Below are 23,105 nucleotides of genomic sequence, written 5' to 3'. Positions count from 1 at the left end.
CCGATCACCTTGCCTAGGACAGGGTCCATCTCCTTAAATGCGGCAAAGGCCAAGGGAGAGTGACATGGTCGATTCCGCTCAGAAGAGGGCAACGCACCCCAACTTTATAGATATCGCCGACCTTCATCACCCCGTGCTCGACGAAATCCAGAAGCAGGTGCTCGCCGGCGCCGAAGCTGCCGCTGCGCATATTGTGTTCGAGCCGCAGGTCATTCTGGCAGCCGCCATGGCGCAGACGGGCCTTTCGGATTTCGGCGCCCAGGACTTTCAGGAACGTCTGGCGGTCTGGTGCCAGTCCATCGACGAGGACGAAAACGCCTCTGCCGTGACACGGGCAAATCTGTTCCAGATGATGATCCGCTATGCAGCAACACGTCTGCGCGTCGAGGATATCGTGAAGCGACACCCCGAGATTCTCGAAATACCGATCGAGAGGCCGATCATTGTTGCCGGCCTTCCAAGGTCCGGTACGACGCACTTGCTGGGGCTGCTTGCGGCAGATCGCCGGTTCCGTTCCCTGCCCTGGTGGGAAGCAATCGCGCCCGTAGCAGCGCCCGATGAAACGCCCACGCCCCACGATTCCAACCCGCGCTGGACAAAGGCCGAAGAAGGCTGGCGAACGATGGAATCCATCCTGCCTTACATGGCTATCATGCACGAGTTCTCGCCCGATCACATCAGCGAGGACATCGAGCTGCAGGCTGTCGATTTCTCCTCCTACCTCATAGAATGGCTTGCCCTCGTGCCACGCTGGCGCGACTACTATCTCAGTCACGATCAATCCGGAACATACGCCTATTTGCGCAAATGCCTCCAAGTCTTGACGTTCCTCAAGGGGCCCGATCGGTGGGTCATCAAGTGTCCGCAGCACATGGAGCAGTTGCCGGCCCTCTACAAGACATTCCCGGACGCGACCTTTGTGCTCACCCACCGCGATCCCGTCGGCTCGATCCGTTCGCAGCTCACGATGTACACTTACGCTGCCCGCATGCTGCGCAAGACCGTCGATATCGCGGAACCGCTCAGCTATTGGCCAGATCGATACCAGAGGTTGCTACAGGCCTGCGTCAGGGACCGCGATGTCCTGCCAGCGGACCAGACAATCGATGTCTATTTCGATGAATGGACGAAAGCACCGGATCGGATACTCAAGGAGATTTATCGCATCGCAGGCGTTGAGCTGACGGATGAAGCGCTGGCTGAGCTCCATCGCTATCACGCCGAGCACGGGGAACAATCCAAAGGAAAGATCGTCTACGATCTGGAACGAGATTTCCTTGTCACAGCCGAAGAACTGCGCCGGCCGTTCGGGTTCTATTTCGACCGCTTCGATGTCACCGCTGAAGTGGCATGACTTCCTCCGCGACCTGTCTTTCGGCAGGTCGAGAGACGGGGCTGGCTCGCTAACAGTCATACATCGACCAGACTTCCGCAGAGGAACCACATGCCTGAATTGAATGTCATTACCCGTGACGGCGCGCAGCAGACGATCGCGGCTTCCGCAAATGCATCGGTAATGGAAGCCATTCGCGATTCCGGCCTCGACGAACTTCTGGCCCTGTGCGGCGGCTGCTGTTCCTGCGCAACATGCCATGTCTATGTCGATCCGTCGTTTGCAGCGACGCTGCCGCCGGTGACCGAGGACGAAAGCGACTTGCTGGATGGCTCTCCGCATCGCAACGACAGTTCACGACTGTCGTGTCAACTCATGATGACGGATGCATTGTCCGGTCTTACCGTGACAATCGCACCCGAGGACTGATAAAATCCTTAGACCGAATAGAGAGAGGAAAGACGTGGCCTGGAAAGAATCAATTCGCGAACAACTGGACGTGTCCGCATCCCCGTTGCTCACCGATGCCCAGAAGAAGATGGTCAAGCATTGGACCGACCTTCAGGAAACCCTGAACGCGGGCGATTTCGATGGCATGGATCGCTTTTTCCATGCCGACTTTCGGTATGGAAACCCCAACCGGCCGGATCTTGGCACTTACGATCAGTGGAAGACCTCGCCGGTTGCATTGTACAAGACCTTCTTCCCCGCCGCCTACAAGACCATCGACGCGGTGGGCAAAGGCGATGACGAGATCTGGATCTATGCTACCCACTACTGCAAGCACGTTGGCGGTCCGTACATGGGCGTGCAACCGACCGGCAACGAGTTTCAGGTGAACTGGTTCTCGATCGTCAAGTTCAAGGACGAAAAGATTGTCAGCATCTTTAGTATTTCAGACGTCCTTTCGATGCTCAAGGACATTGGCGTGATCGACGTGCCGCAGCCAGTAGACCCTTACAAGTGATTTGCGCTTGCTCCCGGCGTGTCGTTCAGGCGACCGGCGGGAGCAAGGCCGCCAGCAGAAACGTCGCCAAATGGGCTGCCTGCTGATCTGCGTGGTCTGCATCAACCTCCTGCCCGGCGCCCAGTCGTTGCTGCATCGGCACCGCGCAGAAATAGTATCCCACCCCCTGCACAAGCAGAGCCATAAGGGCAGCCGTCGAAAGTCCGTGAACGGGCCGTTGGCGGCGCACAGCATCGAGAAGATCGTCCAGCCTGCGCTGGAAGGGTCTCACGAAGTGCTCGACGATGTGGTCCAGTCGCCAGGTTGAGCGGCAACCTTCGACATTGGTAAGGGCGACGATGTCCCCGTTTCGCGCCGCCCACAAGCAGAACCGCTCCACAAGATGCCGCAGACGCACTTCGGCGTCGGCCTGTTCGTCGAAAGCAATTTCAACGAAAGGAGAGGCCTGAGCCATCCGCCAATCAACCGCACGAACCCACAGATCCTCCTTTCGGCCGAAACGGACATTCAAGAGATTGTGGCTGACGCCGAGTCGCTTCGAGAGGTCGCGCAACGTCGTTGCCTCGTATCCGCGCTCTGCAAAGGTGGCAAACGCAAGCCCCAGAAGCTTGTCCTCGTCCAGAGCCTGGTCGGCATTCTGGGCGGGACGGCCGCGGGCGCGCTGAGGTCTATCGAGCATCTGAAAGGCCATATTCAAAAGTCATTGACTTATAAATTGTCACGCGTCAATTTAATCAAAAGGGAGAGTGGATAGACACTATGAGTCTCGAGAATGATCTCTGGTGGGCGGTGGCCCGGTCCGAGGAAGTGAACTCCCAGAAGCCGCTGTCGGTCGATATTGGCGATCAGCCGCTCGTACTGTGGCGGGATAATCAGGGCATTGCGCGCGCGCTCGAGGATCGCTGCCCGCACCGCAGGGCTCCCCTCTCGCTCGGGTGCATCCGCGACAATGGCTGGATTCAATGCGGCTATCACGGATGGAGCTATGATGGCGAGACCGGGCGCCTGAAGGAAATCCCGAACATGAAGGACCAGCAGAAGTTTCCGCCGGTCTACAAGGCCAACGCGTTCGGCGTGTATGAACAGGGCGGCTTTGTGCGCGTGTGCCTGAACCCGAAGGCGACGGTTCCACTGATAGCCGAGGACAAGTATAACTACTGCGGCACTGCAAACGTGAGCTGCAGCCATCAGGAATATCTCAACGCCCTCTATGACGATCCCAGCCTGATCCTCAAGATCAGGGGCGTCCGCTTCACCCCCTATCTCATGTCGGAACTCCATGAAGAGGACGGCATGCTGGTGATGGAGCGCAATTGTCAGTGGAGCACGCCGCACTGGCCATCCCACTTTGTGGCAGAGTTTCCGTTGACACTGCTCACGCGGACTCATCCGCAGACCGGCCAAACCACACTCATCCTGCGCGACGATCAATTCAACGAGCTAATGCGCGCGGTGCTTTGTCCCGTTCCCTCGGCACGGGGCGTTACGGCTATACGCTGGAGATCTGCACTGGGTGTGCGGCAACCTGGCCTTCACGGTGCAATTCTGCGCGGAATCAATCCGCTTTCGGTGCTGTCGTCGGTCGACGGATCCAGGCTGCGCGCGACGAAACCCACTGCCTCGCTGCACGGCGAGGACCTGCGTAGCGCAATGCTCGAACCGACACCGCTCGTACGCGACAAGACGGAAGCGGCCTGAAGGAGAAACTGGAGATGCTTGAAGTCGCTGATCGTTCCGCCGAACACGACGGAAGTCCCCCTTCCGCCCCCGGCGCCGGTAACGGCCAGATCGCGCTGAATGCGATCAACCGCTGGGTGCCGCACAATATTGTCATGCGCGACACGTGGTTTCCAGTCGCGCACAATTATTCCGTGACGGCAAAGCCCGTCCGACGCGCGGTCTACTCGCATCCGGTGTTTCTCTGGCGCGAAAATGGCTCTGTCATCGCCAGTGAATTCCATCCGAACGAGCGGATAGCGCGCGACAAGAGCGAATATACCGACGCCCGCGGGTGCTATCCGGTGATGGAGCACTATGGCGTCGTTTGGGTCTGGTTCGGCAATCCGCTCGCAGCCGATCCGGTACACCTTCCAAGCCTGCCGTTCCTGCCGCCGGACGGCGGACTTCCCCGGCACATGACCGCGACGGTACGCTTTGAAAGCGCTGCACCGATCAGCCTCGAAAACCTGATCGATCTGACGCACGCCGATTTCCTGCATGCCGACGTCGTGGGGGATGAGCGTTCGGACAGCGAGACGGTGGAAACCTTCTACGACAGCGAAACGGTCACCATGGTTCGCACCTGCGTGAATAAATCGGTCGCACCGGTCATGAAGTTTTTCAGCGGCATCAGGCAACCGACGCAAAACGTACGTCAGGTCATCCGCATCTACCTGCGTTCGCACTGTGCGATCGCCTATGGCCGGTTCAGCCCAGGCGACGATGTGCCTTTGTTCCATCCCTGTACGCCCGAAACGCGGGATCGCACGCGCATGGAAATGGTGATGAACACGACCAATGCCGGGCTCATGTTCCGGCATGTCATGCCGAAAGCCGGCTACAAGGTTTCGCGCCAAGACAGCTACATGACCTCTCCCCAAAGTCCGCGCTACATGCGTCATACGGACCGCAAGGACCTCCACAGCAAGTTCGATCAGGCTGGCCAGCGCTACCGCATGGCGATGATGGAGTTGGCCGATCGGCAAGCCAACGGCGATTTCGCCTATCGCGACAACGTCAGCGCGGATTGCAGCGAGATCATCGGACTTCGCAAAGAACTATTCCGGTTCTGACCTGACCTCTCCCCTTGGGCGGACAGCAATGTCCGCCCTTTTTTTATCTTCGGAGTAATCATGCCCGAGCTTGTCAATGCCGTCGGCGCGGAGCGCCGCTGGTGGGGTGTCATGCCCACTCTTTCCGCCCCGATCATGGCTGGCATTGGTCAGCAAATGGAGCAGGTCGGCTTCGAAGGCTGCTTCTCTCTGCAGATCTACGGCCCACCGTTCATTCCGATGACGGCGACTGCCGCACTAACCAGTAGCCTCAAGGTCGGCACTGGCGTGGCTATCGTTGGCACGCGCAGTCCGCTCGAAACGGCCTATGCGGCGATGGACGTTGACCGAATCTCCGAAGGGCGCTTCGTGCTGGGCCTTGGCTCCAGCATCAAGAGCTGCGTGACCGGCATGTACGGAGAGCCGGAACGTAAGTTGTTGACGCACCTGCGCGAGAGCGTCGGCGTCATCCGCTACGTGATCGCCAATGCGCATAAAGGCCTAGATCCGATCAATGGCGAATACTTCACCGCAGATTTCGAAGAAATGATGCTAACCCCCCCGCCTGTCCGCGAGCGAATTCCGATCTGGATAGCCGCGCTCCAGGACAAGATGACCGCGCTGGCTCTCGAAGTCGGCGACGGGCTCATGGTGCACGCCCTTTGGTCTGCGGCCTACACCAAGAGCAAGCTGCCCTTCATAAATGAAATACTGGCAAAGCACGGGCGCAGCCGCCTGGATGTCGAGATTAACGCGTGGCCATGGATCGCGGTCAACGCAAACAAACAGCAGGCGATCGACGACAGCCGGGCTACTGTTGCCGCTTATTCCGGCTACAAGGAATATGAGCCGTTCTTCGAGGCAATCGGCTTTGGAGATCAGGCACGGGCCTGCCAACTCAGCCTCGGCGAACATGGAGACATTGCAAAAGTAGTCGGCAATGTGTCAGACGAGATGGTCGAAGCTTTCGTCAGCTGCGGGCCGATCGACGAGGTTCTTGAAAAGATTGAGCCTTTCTGGGAGGTGGTCGACTCGCTTTGCCCGATGACGCCTTATCGGGATCTCACATTGGAGCAGTTGACCGAGTATAATTCGGGTCTCTTTCAATTGGTCGCAGCCGCGAAGGCACGTGCTGGCACGGCCATTCCCGCGCCAGCCTGATCGGGTCAGCGAATTGCACCATTTTCCAATAAAGAATGCCAAGGGTTCGCGTGGGGAGGAAGGACAGCATCCACGCACGCCCGTGCAGGCAGTGATAAAACCACTCGTAGTACGTAAGGATGCGGCGCTGCCTCCCTGCCATCACCTTCTTCTCAATCCAGAGCGTCAGATCGGCCCGTTTCGTCAAGATCGAGCGCGGATTGCCGTTTTCCGGCCGCGGCGAACCGGGGGATTTTAGGGACGCAAAGCGTACTTTCGATGCTAACAATCGGAATGGGTATCCCGCCTGCCAATGCCTCTTTCAAACATGACCGACAGCGACCAGATTAAGACAGATCACCCCCGTTCGATCGAACTCGACCACCAGTCCAGCTTGGTCGCCTCCTCGGACAGGCGAAATCGTACCTGCTTGCATGCGAGGGTCACCTCGTCGTGGGCTGCTGACAACCCGCCGAATGTGCATCGGATCATCTCGTCCATATAGGCATGCGGATCGCTTATTCCGCGAACGAGGCGCCGCCGGGCTTCGACAGTCATACCGACGATGAGGTCTACAGCGGCATCCGCCGACGTGAACATAATCTGCCCGCCATCCCTCGCAGCCTCAAGCGCATCGCGAACCATGAGGTCAAAGGCCCGCTCGCGCGCAAAATAATCCACAAAGTCGATGCGGCAGGTAAAGCCCCCCCACCGCGGATCGTGGAGCGCCCGGAGCAGCACCATCATTGCACCGCCCACCGCCCGCACCAGTGGATCAGTAACATCCCAGAACAGGCGGCGATAATCGGCGATCATGCCCACCGTCATCGCCTCTGCCAATTCCGCGACCACCGCATCGACGGAATCGAAATACTTGTAGAAACTCCCCCGCGAGACATCCGCCAGCTTGATCACGTCATCGATGAGGACATGCTGCGCGGCCTGGCCTGGCTGGTAGAGTTCAAGTACCGCTTCAAGCAGCCTCTGCCGCATCCGCTCGCGCCGCAGCGCTGCTGCCTTGCTGCGCGGATCCGGCTCTTGAAGGTGGGTGACAACGGAGGACATGCCGTCCTATTGCATGGGGTGGAAATAGCGCGCAAGCAGGCTGCCATCATCACCGAACACATACTGCTCGATGCTGTATGCGGTGACGGCGTGCCCCTGATATTCCCCTTCGTTGCGGACGTAGATTACGGCTTCGTTTCCGCTGACCTTCACATCCTCCACGAACAATTTCCAACCCGCATATTCACGGCATAGCGCTTCCAGCTTGTCCCATCCTTCCTGGATTGGACCTGTGGCGGGATCCTGCACCTTGAATCCTCCGGGCGCGATAGCCCTGAAGGCCGACAAAAAGTCATCAAGCCGCCCGGCGTTGAACATTTCAGCCTGCTCTTTGAGGAAGTTCGCGATTGCCTGCGGTGTTGGAATGGGCATCGTTTTCTCTCCTGTAGTAAGCGGAATTATCGGTCGTTTGAAAGGACAGGCACCGGCCCGATGTCGGGAATGAGGCGGATGTTCGACGCACGGCCCGTGATTGCCCGCCCGTAAAGCTCGAGGGACAAATGGCTATTGAGCGCGTTGTGACGTGTGCCCACGCTGAGGTCGCGCCAGAAGCGCTGCAACGGATTGGACAACGCGAAGGCACCCGGTCCGGCGACGTCCATCAGCCGCTCGCCTGCGCCACGCAGCAGTTCCATGGCATAACCACAGTCCGCCTGGATCCGCGCCTTGTCGTATCCTGTCAGGACCCGTTGCTGTGCCGCCTCGTCAAGCATCGCGGCAGCTTGACGGACATGCAGCCACGCCGAGTCTATTTCCATTGCCGCCCGTCCTGTCATTCCGATCAGGGCTTCGGAGGCAGTCTGAGTGGTAAACGTCCAGCCTACGACCGGCCGCCGGTCCATCTCCTCAACCACATGCTCCAGCATCGCCATTGCTGCGCCGAGCATCGGCGCCAACACGCCCAACGGGAACAATGGCTCCATCGGCCAACGGTCCCGCGCTTCGAGACCTTCCATCGCGAGCAACACTTCTGCTGGAGGCGAATCCCTGGGATTCAGCATCAACTCTTCCGGCACGAACAGGTTTTCTGCAACGATCATGTTGCTCCCCGAGCCGGCCATACCTGCAACATGCCAATTGTCCTCGATGGAACATGCCGGATCATTAAGGTCCAGGAAGGCCATGGCTGGCTGCGCGCCACCCGGCGTATCAAGCATGACGCCGTTCAGCGCCCAATCGGCGTGAAGGCATCCGGAACCGTATCCCCACTGCCCCGAGACGCGATATCCCCCGGGGACCGCCGTCGCCTTGCCACTGGGCGCCGATGCGCTGCAGAACAGTTCACCCCCATGACGAAAGAGCAGCTCTGTCATCGACGGCCCCAATCCAAGAGCAGTACCGGTTATGCCGCTCAGCAAACCGTAGGCCCAGCCGGTGCCCGGGCAGGCGCGAGCGAGCTCCGCCACCGTTTCAATATGGGTGATCAGTTTATGCCCCGGCCCTCCGGCTCGCCGGGGTGCAGTAATGTGAAACAAGCCGGAGGCGCGCAAAGCCTCCATTACGGGTGCGACGATCCGGCGTTCCTTTTCGCATTGGGCGGCATGCGCTGCGAGCAATGGGCGTAATGCGCGAGCAGCGATTACAGGATTCTCGACGCGGGCAACACTCGATTTGCCCTCACCAAATGTGCCGATCCTCATCTTCGCCTCCTATAATGACATTTTCGTCATTATTTGATTGGCGGACGATTTGCAAACTGCCTTCTCATGAGGGGGCTCAAAATTATCACCTGCATGACTATGACGAGGAGAAGAAAGACATTCGATCAAACGCGAAGGACCAGTGCCGCAACCGGTCGAAAGCGGGGCAAAGCGAAGCTCTGCCGGGTGTTGGTCACTGATTACAATCTGCTTGTTTCGGAATAAGATGGTGCGAACTGAAACCGAGACCATTATGGGCTTCGCCCCCTCCGAAGATAGGGATCGAAACAGGATTGATCTCTATAGCTCCCGCAGTCTGCCCGCTCTTCGCAGCGGGAAATATCTACGCGCCGCGCAAGTATGCCGGACGCAAGTGGGAGGCGATACATGCAGAGTACACTAGTCCGCATCGTTGCGGGGACCGGCCTATGTGCGATGAACGTTGTTCCTGTTCACGCTTGGGCCGCCGATACCCCGCCCTCGCCCGAACAGTCCGCCGAGGCGCAGCCTTCTATCGCCCCGTCGCTAACCGGCGAAATCGTCGTGACGGCGCGGCGGCGTGACGAACGGCTCCAGGACGTGCCTGTGTCGGTCGTAGCCTTCTCCAACACTGCCCTAGAACGCAGCAGCGTCCAAACGATTGCCGATATTCGAACTATCTCGCCAGGTCTTACGTTCAGTTCGGAAGGCGGTAAGGACAACACTTCGGTGTCACTGCGCGGGATCGGGCAGATTCCGACCGGCGAAGTCACGCCCGGTGTGGTGACCTATTTCGCGAATGTGCCCCTTGCCTCTCTCGGCTCGAACGTGCCGACCTTTGATATCGGCAACATCCAGGTCCTCAAGGGACCGCAGGGCACCTTGTTCGGCCGCAACACCCTTGGCGGCGCGGTACTGATTTCCCCGCAATCTCCTGGCCAGGACTTTGGTGGGTATCTGCAGGGGACTTACGGCAACTACGATTATCGCGAGATTCAGGGCGCCCTGAATGTCCCGGTCATCGAGAATGTCCTTGCCATCCGCGTTGCAGGACAGCTCAGAAGACGCGATCCGATGATTTATTCAATCAACAGCGGCGACGGGTTCAACGACGTTCACCAGGACAGTGCGCGCGCTTCGGTTCTGTTTACCCCCGCTGACTGGCTGAAGAGCACAACGATTTTCGACTACTTCAAAGCCAGGGAATCAGCTTCGGGGTATTATTTGCTCCGCCAGAACTTCAGCTTTACAGACCTGTTCGCCCCGTCCGTCGGCCCAGCAGCAGGGGCACTGATCGGCGGTTCTCTCGATGCCCAGACAGCGCAGTATCTCGCACTGCAGAAGCAGAACTTCTACGGCGCTTTCGCCGACGATTCGGGATCCGGCCGTGCCAATCGTCGCAACTGGGGCATTTCAAACGACACGTCCGCAATTTTCGGCCAATTCACGCTGCGAAACATTTTCGGTTATCGCAAGAATCGCAGCGACCAGTTGATCAACACGGCTGCACTCGGACCGATGTATCTGCCGGGCGCGGCACTGGGCAGTCCGAATGACGTCCCGTTCACGGTATTCCATGCGGCTGCGTTGATTCAGCGCCAGTATCTGACCGACGAGGTGCAGTTCCTAGGCAACTTCGACAGGTTCAATTTCATTGTCGGCGGCTTCTACAGCCATGACACGCCCGATGGTCCCTCGGGATCGACATTCGCCGCATTCACCACGCCAGGAACACCGGCTGCCGTGGTCACCGCCAACGTCAGGAACACGAACTATGCAGCGTTCGGGCAAATCTCCTACAAACTGACGAACACCGTTACGCTCAACGCCGGCCTGCGCTACAGCTGGGACCGGGTGTCGGCTTGCGGGGGCGCCATCGGAACTTCTTATGCGGAGGATTCAACCTGCCGGTCGCTTGCAGAGCTCAATCTTCCGGACGGCATTGGCGTGGTCTCCAATCGCGGCTCCGCCCCAAGCTGGACCATTGGCGCGGATTGGAAGGCCTCGCCTGATCTTCTGCTGTATGTGGTGAGCCGTCGCGGCTACCGCGGTGTCAATGTCAACACGCCTCTATTCGAAACGCGCTTCACGACAGGGGGAACCGACCCTGCTTGCGGGTCCGGCTCGGGTCAGTGCGTCGATTTGCGGCCATTCCAGAAAACCGGAAAAGAAACACTTACCGATATCGAGATCGGCGAGAAATGGACTTTCAACATCGCCGGTGCCCACGGCCATATCAATACGGCTGCCTATTACAGCAAGTACAAGAACGCGTTGCAATTTCTGAATGCACAAACACTGATTCCCGCTTCCGCCCCGGACAGTCCGACTAACGGCTCGTTCGGCGTGAATGCGGCAGACCTGTCGATTTATGGCGTGGAACTGGATGCTGCCGTCAGCCCCAGCAGAAATCTGACGGTAGCCTTCAACGGCACCTACACGCATATGAGGGTCGACAAGCTCACGCTGCCCGACGTGGAGGGAATTTCCTTCAGCTCCTCGGACGTAAACAAGTATGCCCCCACCTTTTCGGGAACTTTCAGCGCGAACTGGACTTTACCTGTCCGTCCGGCGGACGGCGATATGGTGTTGAGCGGCGACCTGTTCATGACTGCGGACTTCGGTGGTCAATACGGCGAAAAGCTGCCAGGCTACAATCTCGTCAACATGCGCCTGGACTGGGAGAACATCGCTCACACTGGCGTCGATCTCAGCTTCTTCGTCCGCAATCTGACCAAGGAGCGATATTTCGCGGCTGCGGATGTCCTGCTCAAGAGCTTCCCGGTCAATTCGGTAGCTGTAGGCGATCCGCGCACTTACGGGGTCGTTGCCAAGGTCCAGTTCTGAATTCAAACCGGCTCCGCGTTAACCGCGGAGCCGATCGGGCATTCTAGTACGGAGCGGTCAGTCTGCGACTGGCCGCTCCGTTTTCATTGGTGTGCGGTCGCTTGCATATCCATCACATCGCCGAAATATGGAGTGTGGTGGCAGATTCCGCCATCGACCGAGAAGACTTGGCCCGTGACGAATGCCGAAAGATCCGAGGCAAGGAACAGCACGGCCCCGGCGACATCGTCGGGCACGCTTTCTCGCGGCAGCAGCACATGCCGCTGGATCATGCGCAGTTGTTCTGCAGGCATCATCTCGCGCGCCTGCGGTGTAAGAACCAAACCGGGCATCACTGCGTTGCAGCGAATGTTCTGGCGGCCCAACTGGACGGCAGTGTTACGCGTAAGACTGTTCACCGCTCCTTTCGAAGAAGAATAGGCCGGGTTGAAGACATCCCCCAGGATGGAAACGCCTGTGCTTGTATTGATGATCGACCCACCGCCCGCGGCGATCATGTGAGGTGCGACGTGCTTGATCATCAGCATCGTGCCGCGCGTGTTGACACGAAACGCTGCGTCCCAAACCGCTGCGTCCATATCAACCAAAGCGCCGTCGGCCGCCATCTGGTTGACGGCGGTGTTGGCGGCATTGTTGTGCAGGACATCGATCCGTCCATGAGCAGTGATCACTGCGTAGACCAATGCAGCGATACTCGCCTCTTCTGCAAGATCGAGTGGACATGCCATTGCCTCCCCACCGGCGGCGCGGATGCTCTTCGCCACGCGCTCTGCTCCCGCCAGATTAATGTCTGCCAGAATCACTTTGGCGCCTTCGGAGGCGAGCTTGCGAGCGCATGCTTCCCCGATATTGGATCCCGAACCGGTAACGACAGCGATTTTTCCCTGAACCAGTCCCATCCTCACTCTCCCAGCAGGATCTTCCAGGTCCCAAGTTCCTCGCCCGCAACGAAGAACCGTTCGTTCATGGGCAATCCGTTCTGTCCCCAGGAGTCGTGGTTGGCGACCCACGCCTGAATTCCATACATCACCCACAGGCGTGTCTGCTCCCAGACCTCCTCGAAGCGGGGAATCCCGGAGACGCCGGTCGCGGTCAGATATGATAGATATTGCTTTAGCAGATCCTTGTGATGGACGCGCCGCTCATCGATGGTCAACGATCCGACAAGGAAATAGGTTAGATCGCGCCAGGGACGTCCACGCCTGACAAGTTGCCAATCCAACCACAGCCTTTCCCCGCCGGGAAGAATATAGGTGTTACCCTGGTGGCAGTCCCCCAGCGCGATGCAATAGGGCGCGTCGTAGGCGCGCTCAAGCTCGCCCAGACGGTCGAAGGCGCGCTCGACGCGGCGCGGATCATCAAGGTAATGCTTTGGCGCGATCGCGCGGAAATTCGGATCTTTCAGGTTGTCGTCGATCCACTGCCACATGATGCGGACCTGGTCGCTGTCGACCGGAGTATCCATCTGGGTCTGCAACCAGGGCGCCTCGGCCTTGGAGATCTTCTCGCTTCCCCAGAGACTGGCATGAAGGCGAGCAAGGCCCTCGAGATTGGAGGCGATCATGTCGACGCCAGAGTGCTGCGTGCTGTGACCGAAGTGACCGCCGCGATCGTTGAGATCTTCCAGAACGAGCAGGCCGTGGGCGCTCCCGTCATCGTCCCAATCGGCGTAATAGCATTCCGCGGTGGGAACCTTCATTTCCTTTGCGAGGAAATGATAGAAACGGGCTTCGACGGCATGGATATCGACATTGTCGAAGCTGCCCGACCAGTTGGCCTTCAGGCACAGGTTCGCGGGAAGCCCAGCTGCCAGCCCCGCCTCGTTCCAATCTACTTTCACGCGCCACTTGGTCGTGTGACTGTTCAGCAGTTGGACCGTTTCCATACTGCGTGCCGCGACGCCGGGATACTTGTTGGCCATGATCGATCCCAGCCACGCGGCATCGATCCCCTCCATAGAGATCGGCAGATGACCGGTTCGCGAGGGATAGGGACGAGGGACGCAATCAGGATCGACGGTCGCACTGCGATATTGCGGTTGGGCTTGTGGGTCCATCGAACTCTCCTGGTGTGTTTTGGTGTTACAGCGTCGCGCAATCCGGCGAAAATCCTCGAGGGGGTGTGCCGGCATTGCGGATCGATATTGCGTTGCACTGGGGATACCCAGCATCGCAGGCACACCTGCAACGCAACCTGCCCGAAGAGAGGGGCGACACCAGCCTTCGACGGACACTTTGGAAAGGGCTTTTTGGCAGCACTTTCCGCAGTTTCGGTTCAGAGGAAGAACGCCCCTCGATCGCGATGCATGGGCGCTCCCGGCCGGCACGGAGCAAGACAATGGATTCAGAGACCAGGGTTCGCGCTTTTCAGGCGCTCCTCCATGCGACCAATCTCGACTTGTCCGCTTTGCGCGCAGCTCTCGCCGCCGGCGCTACCTTTCAATCGGTCTTACCGGCTATGCCGCTGCGCCGGGGTGTGGATGCGATATGCGCGGAACTGGTAGATCGAAACGCGCTCTACGACGAGTGCGACAGTGATATCCGCGAAGTCGCCACGAACGGGACCACCGTCTTCATGGAAAGTATCGATACAGCCCGCATTATTGCGGATGGACAGCGCACGACAACGCATGTGGTGGCGGTGTTCGATCTGGACGACAAGGGGCGGATCTGGTTCTGGCGTGAATATCGGGACATTCTCAACTGTAGGACCCGGTTGGGCATGCACGGTGCGTCGATGCCGCAGAACCTGTGCGCCGAACTTTCCGGTCTTGCCCGTTAGGGTGTTCAGCGGACGCACGTCATCGCGTTGCTGCGCACTCACCCAGGATAGCCGTGAATACCGTCAGCCAGCCGATACGGCGCGGAGGAGCAGCCTGCTCTACCGATTTACCCCCGGCAACGCAAAGGACGCGGTCCCCGCCCGAACGGGATATGCCGCGTACCAGACTTGACACCTACGATGCGAGCGCCAGCTCCTGCGCCATCGCATTGCCGGCTATAAAGCCGGTCACCATGGCAGGACCGACATTGCACCCATGTGCAGGCGACTTGCCGCGCCAGATCGAATTTGCATCCAACCCGGCTGCATAAAGACCGGGAACAGGTTCCCCATCTGCCCCCACCACGCGAAACTGGTCGTCGACCTTGAGACCTACGGTCGTGGAGCCATCACCGGGGTAGATCTTGATCGCATAGAACGGAGCCCGCTCGACGCGCCCCAGGCAAGGATTGGGCTTGTTCCGGGGATCGCCGATCTCGATGTCGATCTGCGTCTCTCCCTTTCCGAAGTCGGTGTCATGACCAGTTTCCGCATAGCGGTTGATCTTGGCCACACTGGCGACAAGGCCATCAGGGTTTACGCCGATTTTCTCCGCGAGTTCGCGGAGACTGCGCCCCTCGGTGACATAGCCCGCCGCGATAAGCCTCTTGAGACCGCCGCCACCGGGATAGACCATGCCCATACCGTACTTCTTGATGAAATCGGCATCACAGATGATGTGGGCCGGAACCGCTCCGTCACGGTGCATCGCTTCGACGAAATGCACCGATGCTTCATTACCGAAGCGCTCGCCCTTGGCATTGACCGCGATGCATCCCGGCTTCGACATGTCGATGAGGTGGGCATAGCGTGCCACATATCCGTCGGGCCGCGTGAGCATCGAGACCACGGCCCATACCGCATTGACCAGATTTTCCCCGGCGAGCGCGGCGCCTGCCTCCAATCCCATGTTCATGCCGTCGCCCGTGTTTTCGTAAGGGAGGATCGAGACATGGTGTTCGGCAAAGGGGATATAGGCCTTACGAAGCTGCTCGCTGGCGGAAAATCCGCCCGATGCCAGCAGAACTCCCAACCTTGCCTCGATCTCTTCCTCTCCTACACGAACACCGGTCACCCGGCCGGATTGGACCAACAATTGATCGACCGCTGCATCTTTTCGCAGCGTAATCCCTGCGTCGAGCGCCGAGCGAAGAAGGCGGGCTGCCAGTGCATTGCCCATCGTGAGACGTGTTCCGCGAGGATAGCGGCGAAGCTTGTCCAACCCGAATTTGGCAGCCAGCTTGCCGAAGTGCACAAGCGATTTCGCCGAAGGCATTTGCGCAAGATAGGGCAGATCGAACAGGTCGATCATGAATCCTCCCGGCGCGTTGAACTCTTCCCGCGCGGGCCTCAGCTGCGCGAAGTGTTCGCCCAGTTTCTTGCCGTCATATTCCTTTGGAGCGAGCAAACGACCGTGATCGGCTGCGCCGCGCACTTCGGGATACCAATCGCTGCTGGGCGGCGACAGCAGAAATTCCACCCTGCTGTTTTTTTCCAGCCACTCCACCATCCGCGGCCCTGCATCGAGGTAGGCATCGATGAGTGCCGGCTCGGCCGAGGGACCTATAACATTCAGGACATATTGCCGCGCCCTGTCCTTGCTGTCGTCGACGCCCGCAGCCCGCGCCTGCGGGCTTGCCGGAACCCAGATACCGCCGCCCGAGATCGAGGTCGTGCCCCCAAAATGCGATGCCTTCTCGAGAACAATCACCGACTTTCCGGCCGCGGCCGCACGCAGCGCGGCTGTCAAGCCCGCGGCGCCCGATCCGACTACGACCACATCGTACTGGGTCATTGCTACCTCCCGCTTTTCAATTTGGATGGAACGGCGGTTCACAATACTCGTCGTTCCCACGGCGCAGTTCAGATTTTCGGCATGATTTCCTGCGCGACCCATTGCAGCCGCTCGATGTATTCATCCATCCCACCGATCCCTGGCGGCAGGGGAACGATCGTTTCATTGACGCCCAGGTCGTGGAGCCATCCGATCTGGTCGATGATCTTCTGCGCGTCGCGGGTTCCGGGCGCGCGCGGATCATCCATGATTTCGTGATGTGCACCGACATTGAGCATTTCGAGCGCGAAGAACAAATCGATAGGCCGTCCGTCATATTCAGGCTGGGACCGGATGAAATCCAGGCACTCCGGGAATTTTTCGGGCGGCGTCCTGAATGGAGACCAACCGTCGCCAAACTTGGCCACGCGCTTGAGAACAGCTTCTGCGTCGCCGCCAAACCAGATCGGCAGGCCCGGCTTTTGGACCGGTTTCGGCGCGAACCCGACATTGCTGAATTTCACGAACTCGCCGTCGAATTCCGGATTGTCAGCGGTCCACAGCTCGATGATCGCAGCCACGTACTCGTCGGCCATTCGTCCCCGGTTATGGAAATCCACTCCCAGCATGTCGAACTCTTCCTTTAGCCATCCCACGCCGAAGAGCGCGGTCGCCCGCCCACCGCTCAACCAGTCGAGCGTAGACCATGCCTTGGCCTGGACGATCGGGTTTTGGAGGGGCAGGATTGTGACTGAAGAGCTGACTTTCATCCGTGAGGTTCGGCCGGCAAGGAATGCGAGAGCCACTGTCCCATGAACGTAATGGTCGCCGGACAGTTCTATGTGCTCACGGGGAATTATGAAATGCTCGCCCAGCATGCACTTGTTGAAGCCGAGATCGTCCGCAATTTTCAGCGCATGCCCTATATCGTCACCGGTCAGGGCATGCTCCCAGGGCTGGGTCATCGCAGCCACGTGCATGCTGTTGGGCACACTGACGTTCAGTTTCATCTGCTGTCCTCTCACGATGTCGGGCGGATAGTGAAGCGCGGCAGCGTGCTCGCACCTTTCCTTAGGAAGGAGAGCGCGCGACGAATGTTCACGCGGCTAACGCTATGAGCCTTCGGGACACTGCGTCTTGGAGATCGGCCGTCGTATCGAGATCGAATCCCAGCCCGCCGGTTTCGACGATCGCGGCCCCGGGAAATTGTGCCCGGTGGCGTGCGAGACTGCCAGGACCAAAGGCGAAAGTGAAAGAACCGCGGTCCGCAAGGGCGATTGCATTGGTGCCTCTGCCATGCCTATCGGGGGCGAATGCGCGTCCCGACTCTTGCGCCGCGGCAACCAAAGCCTCCACATCTGCGGCGACCAAGGCAGGCAGATCGGCGTGGATAACGAGAAGCGGCCGGCGATCAAAATGTTCGCGGATCCTGTTGAGTTCGCCATTAAGGCCAAGACCGCCATCACGCAGCCATTGCACAGGCCAATCATCCAGGCCGACAGGAGCCAGCACGAAAGTGGATCCGATTGCCTCTATCCCGGACAGGCAGCCGACGACGTGCGCCGCCATTGTACAGGCCAACGCCTGCCGCTTTGTCGAACTCAAGCTGTCTGCCAGTCGCGACTTCGTCTCCGCACCTTGTTTCCAGGGAACCACAGCGATCCAGTTTCTCATCGAACACGTCCTGCGGCGGAGCCGATTTCAATCACCAAGGAGCGCGGAGTTGTCCCGCTCATGCAAACAGGTCTTCCCGCCTAGGGCGTACCAGTTCGGCGGCTTTGCGCGGCGTCCCGTCAAGACGGCATCCACGGACGAGAACAGCTGGTATGCCTTCCGCCCCTTCACCCGACACCAGGCCAGCGGCACTGGCTATCATGTCCGCCAGAGCCACCTGAGTGACTTCCAAAGGACGGTCGTCGCGATCGAGTTCGCCGCGACGGTCGTGGAGGGCCGGCAGGCCCGCTGCGCCGATGGCGACACAGACCACGCCAAGGCGCCAAGGCCTTCCGAAGCTATCCGAGATCACTACGGGAACACCGAGCGCGCTGTGCAAATTCGCCGCTGTTGCGTCAGGGTCCAGGGGAAGCAACAACGCTCGAGCTCCCTGCGAAGGCCCGATGTTGGAACGATCGATCCCCGCATTGGCCATGACGTGACCCAATTTGTGCCGCGTGATCAGCACTTCGGGAACCGCTCGCACAATCTCACTCGATTCGTCGAGCACGAGTTGAACCATGCGCGGATCCTTGCGCGTCAATTGGGACAATTCGCGGGCCGGCTCGCCCGGTTCGACTTCCTCCAGATTGACCTGCCGTCCCTCAGCCTTCGAGACAATCTTCTGCGTTACCACGAGTACGTCCCCATCGCGCAGCGGCGATGCGCATCGTTCGATGGCGTCCCCAAGTATCGCAGCTAGGTCGTCGCCAACCCCGATTTCGCCAATACCGCCTAGTTCCACTATTTCGATCATTATCGCAGCCTATTGCTGATCTGGCGGGATCAGTTCACCCGTAATTCGAATACCGGCCCCGTCGACATGGTATGTCTTGTTCATGAAAATGAGGATTGATGTCAGCGCCTCGGCTGCGGCGGAATTGACAAGCGCACCGCCATGAAGGCCGCGAAGCCCCATGGCATCGGCAAGGTCCACAATCCGCCCGCGCGCTTCCTTGTCATCGCTGAACACAAGGACGTCGCAGCCGACATCGACGTCCTGGGCGAGCTTGTGGGCTGCGACGTTATGGAATGCCGAGACCACAACAGCACTGGCACCGAGTGCGGCCTGCGCTCTCAATGCTGCCGATCCTTCCTCGGGCAACTGCACGCGCATGACCTTGGGCGGAACAAGCGGAACCGTGGTATCGACAACCAGCTTTCCTGCGACATGAGGCGCAATGTCGGCAAGCGTCGACTGCTGCGCGTTGAAGGGAACCGTGACGATCACGATATCGGCTCCAGCCGCGGCTTCGACATTGTTCGCGCCGCGAAGTCCATGGCCCAACCCCGATGCGACGTCTTGCGCACTTTGAGCACTTCGCGATCCGATCACGACCTCATAGCCCGCCCGGGCCAGCCGCCAGGCGATAGCCGCGCCAAGGTTTCCCGTTCCGCCAACGACGGCAATAGAGGGCTGCATCATGCCTGTACTCCGGTATCCGTCGCCGCAAAACGCAGCATGTCCGCATAAACGGCCGAGTGGGATGTGAAGCCGCCGTCGGCGACGATCGCTGCACCCGTGATGTAGCGGGATTGCTCGGAGGCGAGAAATGCAACCACTTCAGCGATGTCCTCAGGCCTACCCAGGTGGTCCACCAAGTTATGTTCGGTCATCAGCTTCTGCGCCGCCTCGGGCATGTTCCTATCAAGTGCCTCAGTCATGGCGAGGCCTACGACAACGACATTGGAACGAATGCCCTGCTTACCGTATTGAGTCGCAATGTAGCGCGATAGTCCCAGCAAGGCCGCCTTTGTCGTACCGTAGGCCGGATAATCGAGATCGCCGGCAAGCCCCTTGCCCGAACCTGTGAAAATGATGGAGCCGCCCCCGCTGGCTAGCAGAAGCGGAATGGTATGCTTGGCGCAAAGCATCGATCCGCGCAGGTTTATCGAGAACGTGCGGTCCCAGAAATCTGCGTCCATCGCAGCAATGAGGCCATCCTCCCGCAGTTCGCCGGTCTGCGCCGCATTGCTGTGAAGAATATCCAGCCTGCCGAACCGATCCGCGAGGCGCGCAACGCCCCCTGCGATCGCGTCTTCGCTCGTCACGTCCATGACAATCGGCAATGCCTGCCCACCGGCGGCGGCAATTTCCCCGGCAACCTGAAGCAACGGCGGCTCGTCGAGGCCAGCGACGGCGACCATGGCGCCGCGCTGGGCGAACATGCGGGCGGTAGCGCGCCCGATGCCGCTTCCGCCGCCGGTGACGAGCGCCACCTTATCGCGCAGCGGAAAGGAAAGATCGATCATAACGTCTCCATGCAATGGCCGTAACGGAGCGGCGGATCTTCATACAGGGTGGTTCGCTGGCGCACGGGCCGGTTGACGGAAGCGGCAAGCGCCCGCATTTGCATGGGCCCGAATTCCTGTCCGTTGACGCCGCCGGCAGCGCGGGTGATGGACTCGTCCATCAGTGTGCCACCCATATCGTTGGCACCTGCCTGCAGGATAGCAGCTGCGCCCTCAGGCCCCATCTTGACCCACGAGACCTGAATATTGGCAATTACCGGATGGAGGACGATCCGGGCAACGGCATGCATCAGCACAGCCTCGCGGTAGCTCGGCCCCGAACGGGCCAGCCCTTTTCGCCAGATCGGCGCTTCCATATGGACGAAGGGCAGCGGGACGAATTCGGTAAACCCGCCTGTTTCGCCCTGAAGCGATCGAATCGACAGGAGGTGGCGGGCCCAGTGACTATATCCCTCGACATGACCGAACATGATCGTGGCCGTGCTGCGCAGTCCAACGCTGTGGGCGACACGCATGACCTCGATCCACTCGTCCGCGGTAACCTTGTCCGGGCAGATGATGTCGCGGATTTCCGGATCGAGGATTTCGGCGGCGGTGCCGGGCAGCGTGGACAACCCTGCCGCTTTCAACCGTGCCAGAAAGTCTTCGAGCGGCAGTCCCAGCGTTCTTGCGCCGTGGGTCACCTCAAGCGGGGAGAAGGCATGGATATGAATATCGGGCGCCGCCTCCCGAACGGCACGAAGGACATCGAGATAGGTATTGCCGTCGTAATCCGGGTGGATACCGCCTTGCAGGCAGACTTCGGTGGCCCCGCGATCCCATGCTTCCACTGATCGCCGGCCAATCTCGGCGAAATCGAGCCGATAAGCCGGCCCGCGCATGGCTTTGGTACTGCCCTTGGAAAACGCGCAGAAGCCGCATTTGTAAAGGCAGATATTAGTGTAGTTGATGTTGCGATTGACCGCATAAGTCAGCGTTTCACCCACCACATCCCTACGAAGGCGATCGGCGAAGTTCACCACTGCTGTAAAGTCGGCTCCTTCAGCATCGAACATCGACACGATTTCCGCCTCGTTCGGCACGTGCCCGGCTTGCACGCTGTCAAGCAAGAGCGACATGTGCGAGGACATCTCGTGCGAGCGAACCGTTGTCTGCTCCGGCGCAGCATCGCCCCTGCCCGCGGCCCAATCGTCTACTTTAGGCAATCCGCGAGCATCGATTGCCCGCAGGACATGTGCCGCGACAACGGGCGCCGCCCATTGTCTGGCAGTTGCCGCGTACCGGGGCGCGATGGCAAGACGCTGGTGCAATGTCCGTCCGGCGGCAATGGTAGCGCGTTCGAGAACCTCGAGGTGCGGCCAGGGCGCCTCCGGATTGACATGGTCCGGGGTTACCGGGGAGACCCCTCCCCAATCATTGACGCCGGCGCGAACCAGCGCGGCAAGATTATCGCTCTCCTGAAGGTTCGGGGGAACCTGGATCGTCATCTCCGGGCCAAGGATGATACGAGCAGCCACAATAGCCCATAGATGGTCATCCAGTGTCGGCTCGGGAAAATCTACCATCCGGGTGCCTGGCTTGGCGCGGAAGTTCTGGATTATGACTTCCTGTATGTGCCCATATTGGCGATGCAAGTCGCGGATGGCGACGAGTGCATCGACCTGCTCGCTGCGCGTTTCGCCGATGCCAATCAACAAACCGGTCGTGAATGGGACCTTGGCAAGTCCTGCCTGAGCGATCGACTCAAGGCGTCGCATCGGCTCTTTATCGGGCGATCCGAAATGCGGCCCGCCCTTCTCGCACAGGCGCTGCGCACTGCTCTCAAGCATCAAGCCCATCGAGGCTGAGTGCGGACGCAACGAGACGTAGTCGGCAGCCTCCATCAGGCCGGGATTGAGGTGCGGAAGCAGCCCCGTTTCCTTGAGGACGAGGGCTGCCATTTCGCCAAGGTAGGAAAGGGTCGTCTCGTGCCCCAAACGGGTCAAGGCATCACGTGCTGCACCATAGCGCAATTCTGGTCTGTCCCCGAGCGTGAAAAGCGCCTCGCGGCATCCTGCGGCCACACCGGCCCGCGCTATCTCGAGGACGTCCTCCGCAGCCAGATAGGCTTTGTCGATCCGGCCCGGCGTAGTAGCGAAAGTACAATAGTGGCAAACATCGCGGCACAGCTTGGTCAGAGGGATGAAGACTTTGCGCGAATATGTCACGCGCGGACCATGAGCGGCGAGCGTCATCGCCTCCGCCGTGGCCATTAATTCGTCGAGGGAAGCCGAACTGAGAGCGGTGTAAACCCGATTTGCGTCATCGTGACTGAGGTGCATTTGGTCGAGCATCACAATAGTCTCCGTGATAGTTCGAGGCCGATTTCTACCGGTCGCTCAGGCCGCTCTGGAACGTGTATCTTGCCGATGCACCCCAAGGTCCGGAGCCGCCGGCACAAACAGACCGGCTCGGGACGGAGGGGATCGACACGCTCGCCGCCGAGTAGGCGAACCTTGACGTGATCGTCTGCACATCGCCCATTGTCAGGACAATGCTTCGCTCCCGCGCTTTAGCGTAAAACGCTGAATTGGAGGCAGATACATCGTGCAGGCAATCTTCGCGGCGGCGTGCGCCGACAATGATGTCACCCATCGCCGCACATTCCAATTGATGCGCGGAAGCGTTGTCATCCTGCGCCCACGCCGGGACGGCAAACGTCGTACCTGCCGACGATAGCGCCATTCTCGGCAAACGCGATTTCATCAACTCTCTCCCGCCGCCTGTCTCTTCGCAGGCCTTTCAAAGTATTCTGAAAGGCCGC

Annotated in this window: 22 protein-coding genes; 8 read left to right on the top strand and 14 right to left on the bottom strand. The window is 59.6% G+C overall.

Translation table 11 applies throughout. The annotated features are described in order from the left end of the window. Positions 1-64: 64 nt before the first annotated feature. From ACZ1JV_RS02600 to ACZ1JV_RS02590, 3 genes are all read left to right on the top strand, one after another. Positions 65-1,354 carry a sulfotransferase family protein gene (locus ACZ1JV_RS02600; RefSeq protein ID WP_465138676.1) on the top strand — a complete coding sequence of 430 codons (1,290 nt, stop codon included), beginning with the start codon at positions 65-67 and terminating at the stop codon, positions 1,352-1,354. A 90-nt stretch (positions 1,355-1,444) separates the two neighbouring features. Beyond that, positions 1,445-1,762 carry a 2Fe-2S iron-sulfur cluster-binding protein gene (locus ACZ1JV_RS02595; protein WP_465138677.1) on the top strand — a complete coding sequence of 106 codons (318 nt, stop codon included), beginning with the start codon at positions 1,445-1,447 and terminating at the stop codon, positions 1,760-1,762. A gap of 34 nt (positions 1,763-1,796) precedes the next feature. After that, positions 1,797-2,300, top strand: a complete 504-nt coding sequence (locus tag ACZ1JV_RS02590; RefSeq protein WP_465138678.1) for an ester cyclase — start codon at positions 1,797-1,799, stop codon at positions 2,298-2,300. Positions 2,301-2,325: 25 nt separating this feature from the next. Here the strand turns inward: ACZ1JV_RS02590 and ACZ1JV_RS02585 are convergent, their stop codons facing one another. Continuing rightward, positions 2,326-2,991 carry a TetR/AcrR family transcriptional regulator gene (locus tag ACZ1JV_RS02585; protein WP_465138679.1) on the bottom strand — a complete coding sequence of 222 codons (666 nt, stop codon included), beginning with the start codon at positions 2,989-2,991 and terminating at the stop codon, positions 2,326-2,328. A gap of 68 nt (positions 2,992-3,059) precedes the next feature. On the opposite strand from ACZ1JV_RS02585, the gene ACZ1JV_RS02580 reads away from it, so the two are divergent. Genes ACZ1JV_RS02580 through ACZ1JV_RS02570 form a run of 3 tightly spaced genes read left to right on the top strand, consistent with a single transcriptional unit; the run spans position 3,060 to position 6,232 of the window. Further along, positions 3,060-3,998: a Rieske 2Fe-2S domain-containing protein gene (locus ACZ1JV_RS02580; protein WP_465149465.1), complete on the top strand. Its 939-nt coding sequence runs from the start codon at positions 3,060-3,062 to the stop codon at positions 3,996-3,998. 14 nt (positions 3,999-4,012) lie between these two features. Next, on the top strand, positions 4,013-5,092 hold the full coding sequence (locus ACZ1JV_RS02575; protein ID WP_465138681.1) for an aromatic ring-hydroxylating dioxygenase subunit alpha: 1,080 nt from the start codon (positions 4,013-4,015) through the stop codon (positions 5,090-5,092). A gap of 60 nt (positions 5,093-5,152) precedes the next feature. After that, positions 5,153-6,232 (top strand): LLM class flavin-dependent oxidoreductase, encoded by a 1,080-nt coding sequence (locus ACZ1JV_RS02570; RefSeq protein ID WP_465138682.1) that lies wholly within the window; start codon positions 5,153-5,155, stop codon positions 6,230-6,232. A 336-nt stretch (positions 6,233-6,568) separates the two neighbouring features. On the opposite strand, the gene ACZ1JV_RS02565 is transcribed toward ACZ1JV_RS02570, so the two are convergent. From ACZ1JV_RS02565 to ACZ1JV_RS02555, 3 genes are read right to left on the bottom strand one after another with little or no spacing between them, the layout of a single operon-like run. Beyond that, positions 6,569-7,276, bottom strand: a complete 708-nt coding sequence (locus ACZ1JV_RS02565; protein ID WP_465149464.1) for a TetR/AcrR family transcriptional regulator — start codon at positions 7,274-7,276, stop codon at positions 6,569-6,571. Between the two features lie 6 nt (positions 7,277-7,282). Beyond that, entirely contained in the window at positions 7,283-7,648 is a 366-nt protein-coding gene (locus ACZ1JV_RS02560) for a hypothetical protein (RefSeq protein WP_465138684.1), read from the bottom strand. A 26-nt stretch (positions 7,649-7,674) separates the two neighbouring features. Next, the gene (locus ACZ1JV_RS02555; protein ID WP_465138685.1) at positions 7,675-8,916 is read right to left on the bottom strand and encodes an acyl-CoA dehydrogenase family protein; all 1,242 of its coding nucleotides are present in this window, start codon (positions 8,914-8,916) and stop codon (positions 7,675-7,677) included. A 387-nt stretch (positions 8,917-9,303) separates the two neighbouring features. Between ACZ1JV_RS02555 and ACZ1JV_RS02550 the strand changes: the two genes are divergently transcribed. Further along, positions 9,304-11,742 carry a TonB-dependent receptor gene (locus tag ACZ1JV_RS02550; protein ID WP_465149463.1) on the top strand — a complete coding sequence of 813 codons (2,439 nt, stop codon included), beginning with the start codon at positions 9,304-9,306 and terminating at the stop codon, positions 11,740-11,742. Between the two features lie 83 nt (positions 11,743-11,825). On the opposite strand, the gene ACZ1JV_RS02545 is transcribed toward ACZ1JV_RS02550, so the two are convergent. Then, positions 11,826-12,641 carry an SDR family NAD(P)-dependent oxidoreductase gene (locus ACZ1JV_RS02545; protein ID WP_465149462.1) on the bottom strand — a complete coding sequence of 272 codons (816 nt, stop codon included), beginning with the start codon at positions 12,639-12,641 and terminating at the stop codon, positions 11,826-11,828. 2 nt (positions 12,642-12,643) lie between these two features. After that, positions 12,644-13,798, bottom strand: coding sequence for an oxidoreductase family protein (locus ACZ1JV_RS02540; protein ID WP_465138688.1), 1,155 nt, complete (start codon positions 13,796-13,798; stop codon positions 12,644-12,646). Between the two features lie 281 nt (positions 13,799-14,079). On the opposite strand from ACZ1JV_RS02540, the gene ACZ1JV_RS02535 reads away from it, so the two are divergent. Continuing rightward, positions 14,080-14,523 (top strand): nuclear transport factor 2 family protein, encoded by a 444-nt coding sequence (locus ACZ1JV_RS02535; RefSeq protein ID WP_465138689.1) that lies wholly within the window; start codon positions 14,080-14,082, stop codon positions 14,521-14,523. A 175-nt stretch (positions 14,524-14,698) separates the two neighbouring features. On the opposite strand, the gene ACZ1JV_RS02530 is transcribed toward ACZ1JV_RS02535, so the two are convergent. The 8 genes from ACZ1JV_RS02530 to ACZ1JV_RS02495 form a co-directional block, all read right to left on the bottom strand. After that, on the bottom strand, positions 14,699-16,357 hold the full coding sequence (locus tag ACZ1JV_RS02530) for an FAD-dependent oxidoreductase (protein ID WP_465138690.1): 1,659 nt from the start codon (positions 16,355-16,357) through the stop codon (positions 14,699-14,701). Between the two features lie 68 nt (positions 16,358-16,425). Next, positions 16,426-17,346: a TIGR03619 family F420-dependent LLM class oxidoreductase gene (locus ACZ1JV_RS02525; RefSeq protein WP_465138691.1), complete on the bottom strand. Its 921-nt coding sequence runs from the start codon at positions 17,344-17,346 to the stop codon at positions 16,426-16,428. An 88-nt stretch (positions 17,347-17,434) separates the two neighbouring features. Further along, positions 17,435-18,010 carry a 2-phospho-L-lactate guanylyltransferase gene (gene cofC, locus ACZ1JV_RS02520; RefSeq protein ID WP_465138692.1) on the bottom strand — a complete coding sequence of 192 codons (576 nt, stop codon included), beginning with the start codon at positions 18,008-18,010 and terminating at the stop codon, positions 17,435-17,437. A gap of 58 nt (positions 18,011-18,068) precedes the next feature. Beyond that, positions 18,069-18,806: a coenzyme F420-0:L-glutamate ligase gene (cofE, locus tag ACZ1JV_RS02515; protein WP_465138693.1), complete on the bottom strand. Its 738-nt coding sequence runs from the start codon at positions 18,804-18,806 to the stop codon at positions 18,069-18,071. A gap of 9 nt (positions 18,807-18,815) precedes the next feature. Beyond that, on the bottom strand, positions 18,816-19,475 hold the full coding sequence (gene npdG, locus ACZ1JV_RS02510) for an NADPH-dependent F420 reductase (protein WP_465149461.1): 660 nt from the start codon (positions 19,473-19,475) through the stop codon (positions 18,816-18,818). Further along, positions 19,472-20,302, bottom strand: coding sequence for an SDR family NAD(P)-dependent oxidoreductase (locus ACZ1JV_RS02505; RefSeq protein WP_465138695.1), 831 nt, complete (start codon positions 20,300-20,302; stop codon positions 19,472-19,474). The genes npdG and ACZ1JV_RS02505 overlap by 4 nt, the downstream gene beginning before the upstream one ends. Further along, positions 20,299-22,635, bottom strand: a complete 2,337-nt coding sequence (gene cofH / locus ACZ1JV_RS02500) for a 5-amino-6-(D-ribitylamino)uracil--L-tyrosine 4-hydroxyphenyl transferase CofH (RefSeq protein WP_465138696.1) — start codon at positions 22,633-22,635, stop codon at positions 20,299-20,301. Before cofH ends, ACZ1JV_RS02505 begins: the two co-directional genes overlap by 4 nt. A 34-nt stretch (positions 22,636-22,669) precedes the next feature. Next, a complete protein-coding gene (locus ACZ1JV_RS02495) occupies positions 22,670-23,047 on the bottom strand; it encodes a hypothetical protein (protein ID WP_465138697.1) in 378 nt (125 codons plus the stop codon). Positions 23,048-23,105 lie beyond the last annotated feature (58 nt).

It is taken from the genome of Novosphingobium sp. BL-S-19, from assembly GCF_055521675.1.
The sequence above is the reverse complement of the archived record's forward strand: the minus strand, read 5'-3'. Positions and strand labels throughout refer to the sequence as shown.